Annotated in this window: 7 protein-coding genes and 1 riboswitch; of the genes, 1 reads left to right on the forward strand and 6 read right to left on the reverse strand. The window is 71.8% G+C overall.

The window, feature by feature from the left end:
- The 6 genes from LOY02_RS16695 to LOY02_RS16720 all read right to left on the reverse strand — a co-directional run.
- A partial coding sequence (locus LOY02_RS16695) for an RNA polymerase sigma factor region1.1 domain-containing protein (RefSeq protein WP_317183499.1) occupies positions 1-401 on the reverse strand: 401 nt, incomplete at its 3' end.
- A gap of 296 nt (positions 402-697) precedes the next feature.
- The gene (locus tag LOY02_RS16700) at positions 698-1,096 is read right to left on the reverse strand and encodes a universal stress protein (RefSeq protein WP_317183500.1); all 399 of its coding nucleotides are present in this window, start codon (positions 1,094-1,096) and stop codon (positions 698-700) included.
- A gap of 92 nt (positions 1,097-1,188) precedes the next feature.
- Positions 1,189-2,583 carry a homoserine O-acetyltransferase MetX gene (locus LOY02_RS16705; protein WP_317183501.1) on the reverse strand — a complete coding sequence of 465 codons (1,395 nt, stop codon included), beginning with the start codon at positions 2,581-2,583 and terminating at the stop codon, positions 1,189-1,191.
- Positions 2,540-2,652, reverse strand: a riboswitch (SAM riboswitch). It overlaps the preceding gene by 44 nt.
- 84 nt (positions 2,653-2,736) lie before the next feature.
- Positions 2,737-3,768, reverse strand: a complete 1,032-nt coding sequence (locus LOY02_RS16710) for a DUF4192 domain-containing protein (RefSeq protein WP_317183502.1) — start codon at positions 3,766-3,768, stop codon at positions 2,737-2,739.
- Between the two features lie 128 nt (positions 3,769-3,896).
- On the reverse strand, positions 3,897-4,409 hold the full coding sequence (locus LOY02_RS16715) for a YkvA family protein (RefSeq protein ID WP_317183503.1): 513 nt from the start codon (positions 4,407-4,409) through the stop codon (positions 3,897-3,899).
- Positions 4,410-4,517: 108 nt separating this feature from the next.
- Positions 4,518-5,306 carry an EcsC family protein gene (locus tag LOY02_RS16720; protein ID WP_317183504.1) on the reverse strand — a complete coding sequence of 263 codons (789 nt, stop codon included), beginning with the start codon at positions 5,304-5,306 and terminating at the stop codon, positions 4,518-4,520.
- Positions 5,307-5,470: 164 nt separating this feature from the next.
- Between LOY02_RS16720 and LOY02_RS16725 the strand changes: the two genes are divergently transcribed.
- A partial coding sequence (locus LOY02_RS16725) for an aminotransferase class I/II-fold pyridoxal phosphate-dependent enzyme (RefSeq protein ID WP_317183505.1) occupies positions 5,471-6,162 on the forward strand: 692 nt, incomplete at its 3' end.

A 6,162-nucleotide genomic window follows, 5' to 3' on the forward strand; every position in this document is an offset into this window, starting at 1 on the left:
CCACCCTTGACGGTCTTGGCGCCCTTCGTGCCTGCCGACGCCGCCGTGCCGGTCTTGCTCTCGGCCTTGGTCGTCCTGCTGGTGGTGGTCCGGGTCGCGGTCTTCGCGGCCGCGGCGGTCGTCTTGCGAGCGGTTGCCACAGTGCCTCCCTTGCTGCCTCTACGAGTCGTGGTGTTGGGTGCCGCGGTGTCGACGACGATCTCGACGTCATTGGCCTCGAGGGTCGTGAGGACCGGCTTCATCTGCTTGGGGTCGAGCTTGGCCTCCACCTGCGCCCGGGCGATGTCGGAGCCGGTCACGGCTCCGGTCGCGCGTCCACGGACGAGCAGCTGCATGATCGCGTCGTGCTGGAAAACCTTCGGAAGGGCGGTCGGACTTGCAGCTGAAGTTGCCTTCGGCACGGAGGATGTCACCTTTCGGTCGCACGGGGTCGTCGTCTTGCCTGCCCGTCACTGGGCATGCATCATCAACGAACGAAGATGGGGATTCGCTCCGGAAGTGCTTGGCATGTCGGAGTCGACCCCTCCGTCGATCTCTCGGTGCGCCTCGTGCGATCCGGCTCACTCGACATTATAAAACGCCGGATGGCCGACGGACGAACGTGTTCACCCGCCGACCCCTCCAATGTCCCCCGTGTTCTGGATATCGTGCTCTGCTCGTCGTTCTGTGCCGCGGGCCGTGAGGTCGCGCGGTGCGGTCAGTCCGCCTTGACCGCCAGGACCGGGCAGCTCGCGTCGAGCAGGATGCGCTGCGCGTTGGAGCCGAGGATGAGCTTGCCGACGGGGCTGCGGCGGCGCAGGCCGATGACGATGAACTCGGCGTTCTCCTGCTCGGCGACGGAGATGAGGTCCTCGGCGGGGTCATTGCCGCGGACGAGCTGGCGCACCTCGTGCTCGAGGCCCCTCTCCTCCAGGACCCCCTTGATGCGCTCGAGCTCGCTCTCGAAGCGGGCGGCCTCGTCGGCGTCGAAGTCCTTGCCTCCCCGATGCGAACTGATGACGACGAGCTTGCTGTCTCGCAGCACGCACTCCTCGGCCGCTCGCTTCAGTGCCGCGCGACCTTCCTTGGTCGCGACGTATCCAACGACAATGGCCACTTTGTCCGGACCTCCTTGGGACGGAAATGTCTTGTGCTCGGACGCTACCCGAAATCAGGCGCTCGGGAGCCCTCTCGGCCGGGTGCGTCGGCTCACGTCGTGGGGACATCTCCAGTCCGCGGTTCGGCGGCGAGGGCCGCGCGGATGACCCGACCGACCTGCTCCTCCTCGATGAGGAAGCCGTCGTGCCCGTGGGGCGAGGTGATGCGGGCTCGCACCGACCGCGGCAGGAGCTCGTGCAGCTCGTCGGACTGCTCCCCCGGATACAGGCGGTCGCTGTCGACCGAGACGATCGTGCACAGCGCCGTGACCCGGGACAGGGCAGCCGCCACGCCGCCCCGGTCCCGCCCCACGTCGTGGGAGTTCATCGCCTCCGTCAGGACGAGGTAGGAGTTGGCGTCGAACCGCCGCGACAGCTTGCCGGCGTGGTGGTCGAGATAGCTCTCGACGGCGAACCGGCCCCGGTCGCCGGAGCGCAGGGGGTCCTCGCCGAGCTGCGGCTCCCGGCCGAAGCGATCCGCGAGCTCGGACCCGGTGCGGTAGGTGATGTGCGCGATGCGACGGGCCAGGCCGAGCCCGGCCTCGGGTGACCGCCCGGTGCGGTAGTAGTCCCCGCCGGCGAAGTCGGGGTCCTGGCGGATCGCGAGGAGCTGCGGCTGGCACCAGGCGATCTGGTCGGCGGTCGCCCGAGCCGTGCTCGCCAGCACGATGCAGCGCTCGACGAGGTCGGGGTGGGAGACGGCCCACTCGATGGCCCGCATCCCACCCATGGACCCACCCACCACGGCGGCGAGGCGGGTCACGCCGAGGCGCTCGAGCAACCGGGCCTCGACCTCCACCTGGTCCCGGATCGTCACGTAGGGGAACCGGCTGCCCCACTCGCGGCCGTCCGGCGCGAGGCTGGACGGCCCGGTGGTTCCCTGGCACCCGCCCAAGACGTTGGCCGCCACGACGAAGTAGGAGTCGGTGTCGATGGGGCGGCCCGGTCCGATGAGGCCGGGCCACCAACCCGGTGACGCGTGCCCCGCTCCGGCCTCCCCCTCGACGTGGCTGTCGCCCGTGAGGGCGTGCTCGATGAGCACGACGTTGTCACCGGCCGCGTTGAGGGTCCCCCACGTCTCGTAGGCGACCGTGACGTCCTCGATGGTGCCGCCGCGCTCGAGGTGGACCGCACCGATCTCGGCGAACTTGCGGGACCCGACCGGGTCACCCACGCGCCACGCGCCACCGGCGCGCAGGGCCACCGACGCGGTCGGGAAGCCGTTGCGGACGTCCTCACGCCGGGGCCCGCCCCGGAAGTCAGGACCGTCGCCAGGATTGTCGCCTTGAATGTCGCCCAGGTCGCGGCGGCCCTCCCACTCGTCGTCGAAGCGGTCGTGGCGGGGTCGCGGGTGCCGGGTCGAGGCCGGATGGCTGTCTGTCATCGTCAAGGTCGACTCCCTGTGCTCGCGCTTGCTCGCACCGGTGAGGTGCGGCCAGGTCTTCACCCGGGGCACCCCACCGCGAAGGAGGGTTGCCGACCAGCGAGCCGGGGCTTGGCGCTGGTACTCATGACCTGGGCCAACTGTACGACACCCGCCCGCGCAGGCCAGCGTCCTCGTCCACGGTGTGGAACACGCGCCGGCGGGGTCGTCCTGGCCTCACGCGGCAGGCATCCGGATCCCGTGGTCGAGGCCGAGGCGGATCAGCCGGGCCAGCCGGTGGTCCGGGTCGAGCTCCAGGGCACGGTCGATGCAGATGCCGGCCTTCGCCCCGTTCCCGCGCCACCAGGCGTGGGAGGCGGCCATGGTCAGGACCGGCGCCGCGAACCGGTCGGGCGTGGCGCGGCACAGCCGGTCGAGGACGTCCTGGCGCCGGTCCCCCCGGGTGACGAGATCCTCGTCCTCGTCCTCGGGGAGACCGACGAGGTCGTCGAGCCGCCGGAGCAGTCGCTCGTCGAAGACGTCGAAGGGCAGCCAGCCCGGGCAGAGCCACCCGATGAGGGCATCGCGAATGTCCCGGTCCTCCAAGGGGCCGACGAGGGCGGGCAGCAGCGTGGTGAGGGCGGCGTCGGACAGCTCGTCCGTGACGAGGGCACCCCAGGCGACGAAGCACTCGTGGGCGAGCTCGTCCCACCGTCCGCCCACGGCGTCTCGATAGTCGCCTCGCCAGTCCTCGATCGCCTCGACGACGCCCTCGTCGCAGGCCTCGGGCGCCGGCGTGACGAGGGTCTCCATCGCTGCCCGGTCCGAGAGCACGGCTCGGCCGAGTGCGACGTAGCCGGCGACTGCCGGCACGTCCGCCGGGGCCGGCAGGTCCTCGCCCTCGTCGGGGCAGTCGTCGGACCGCAGGCAGAACCAGCGGTTGTCGCGGACGACGAGGTCCTCGGTCACGGGGATGCCGGCGAGCCCGAGAGCGGCCCCGAGGGAGTCGGCCAGCGGGCGGGCCTCCCCGGGCCGGGTCTCGTAGGCGACCAGGGCCACAGCGGTGGCACCCTCGCGGCAGATCGCCTCGCTGAGCTGGGCGGCTGCCTGCGCCGCGTGCGGGCTGCCCACGAGGTCCATGCGCGCGACGAGACCGATCGCCTTCTCCTGCAGGCAGATGGCGACGAGGCTGCGCTCAGGCTGGAACCCGAGGTGATACGGGACGACGGTGACGAGCTCGGCGGGTCCGGAGACGGAGATCTTCTGCATGCCCCGACACTGGCCGCGCACAGGCACCGCCGACAGGGGCTCGACCGCGCCTGTGGACGGCGCGCGCCCCGCCCGAGGGGTTGTGGACAGGGATCACGCGCTGTGCCGTCGGGCCCACGCCCCGAGGCTCAGCGCTCCAGCCGCTTGCGCACCGTCTCGAGCACATAGCTCGTCGCGGCCTCCCGCGCCTGGCCGCGGAGCCGCGGACCAGCGCCGCTCGCACCCGCCTCGCCGCCAGCGGGACTCGCTGAGCCCGCACCGCCACGCCTCAGGACCTCACCGCGGACGGTTCGCGGCGGCTGGTGCAGGCCCTGCCCCATCTCCCAGGAGAGGAAGCGGTCGGTCTCCTCGAGCAGTGTCTTGACGGCCCAGGAGATGACGACGGCGTCGTCGGCCGCACCCAGCACGGGCAGCACGATCTCGGGGACGAGGTCGACCGGCGAGACGATGTAGGCGACGGCCGCGGCGAGCAGACCCAGCCGCCCGCGCGTCGTGCCGGCATAGCTGCCGCTCAGCGTCGCTCGGACCAGTCTCGGCACCGCCTGCAGGCGCGTGGTGATGCTCGGCGCGCCCGGTCGGGTCGAGGCGCGCAGCACCGACGCGGCCGTGGCGGCCATCTTGAGACGGGACGAGGGCTTCATGCCCACCCCAACGGACGAGGCCCGGCACCGATTCCCGGACGACGCGGGCCGTTGTCCCTTCGTGACCCCGGCCGCACCGGACGGTCACCTGCCCAGCGAAGCAAGCGGTCACCTGCCATAGGTCGCCACGGGCGGGAACTCCTCGACTGCCTGCTTGCCGATGCGGCCGAGCATGAAGACGTCGACGCCGCCGCCCACGAGACCGCCGACGACCGGCACGGCCCGACCGAGCTTCGCGAGGATGCCCGAGCCGATGCGGCCGAGGAGGCGGAAGGCGATGGCCTTGTTGAGGACCATGAGAGCCGGCGCCGGCAGTCGCTGGAGCGCGACCGACGTGAGCTTGCCCCCGGCCGCGAAGACCCCGGCCTTCTTGAGCAGGTCGTCGCTGTCGGCCCCGGCGAGCGTCAGCAGGACCGCCGAGCGGATCTCGGGCTGGTCGATGTCGTAGCCCCGGAGCCGTGCCGTGGCCGCCGTCATCCGCGTGCCGAGGAGATAGAACTCGACGACGTTGGCGGGCAGGGCGACCGGCATGGTGAAGAAGCCACCCAGGCCGGTGACGAAGCCGCCCACCGCACCGACACGGCGATGGCTGCGCTGGATCTGCCGGATCGCCTCCTCGGGGTCGCCGCCGGCCTCCTTGAGGGCCTGGTCCGCGACGTCGTGGGCCGAGTCGAAGGGCCCCCTGCCGTCGATGCCGACGTCGAGCAGACGCTCCAGCAGACGCGTCGCAGCGCCGGTGAGGCCGCCCTCGTCGGCGAGTCGCGCGCGCTCGAGCGCGCTCTGCGCGTCGGCGCCCTTCGCGACCTCCCGCACCTGCTCCGCAGCACGGTCGGAGGCTTCCCGAGTCTCGTCCTTACCCCATCCGAAGATGCCCACGTGGCTCCTCTCCTGAGACATGCGTCTCGTCACCCGAACGCGACCCCTGCCGGCCCTCGAGGACCCGGACTGCGAACCGACGTTACGCGATCCAGGCCGCCGAGGAGACCTTTGGCCGCCCGACATCCCATACCCATCCCGGCGGTGGTCCTCCCTCGTCGGTGGGCTCTCCTAGGCTGGCACGCATGACCCCCGGGATCCTGAGCGCCACGCCCGACGAGCTGCGACGTTCCCGCACCAGCCTCAAGTGGCGCGTCTACCCCGCCGACGTGCTCCCCCTCTGGGTCGCGGAGATGGACTGCGCGCCCTGCCCGGCGGTCGTCGACGCCGTGTCCGACGCGATGCACCGCGGTGACACCGGCTACGCCTGGTCGCGTGACTACACCTCAGCCTTCGCGAGTTTCGCTGCAGCACAGTGGGACTGGGAGGTCGATGCCCGGACGGTCGTGACCGTCTCCGACGTCCTCAGCGGCATCGCCCGCCTGCTCGAGGCCCTGACCGACCCGGGTGCGCCCGTCGTCGTGAGCTCGCCCGCCTACAACGCCTTCTTCACCGTCATCGACTCCGTCGCACGCCAGCCGCTGGACGCCCCGCTCACCCCCGAGGGGCGACTCGACCCGGCGGCCCTGGCCGACGCCTTCGCCCGCGCCACCGCGGGCGGCGGGCGAGCGGCATACCTGCTGTCCAACCCGCACAACCCGACCGGCACGGTGCACACCGCTGCCGAGCTCGAGACCCTCGCCCGTCTCGCCGACGAGCACGGGGTCATCGTCATCTCCGACGAGGTCCACGCGGCGCTGGTCTACGAGCCCGGCTCGTTCACCCCCTACCTGACGGTGCCCGGCGCCGATCGCGGCATCACCGTGACGTCGGCCTC

The organism is Intrasporangium sp. (genome assembly GCF_032907665.1).
Taxonomy (GTDB): domain Bacteria; phylum Actinomycetota; class Actinomycetes; order Actinomycetales; family Dermatophilaceae; genus Intrasporangium.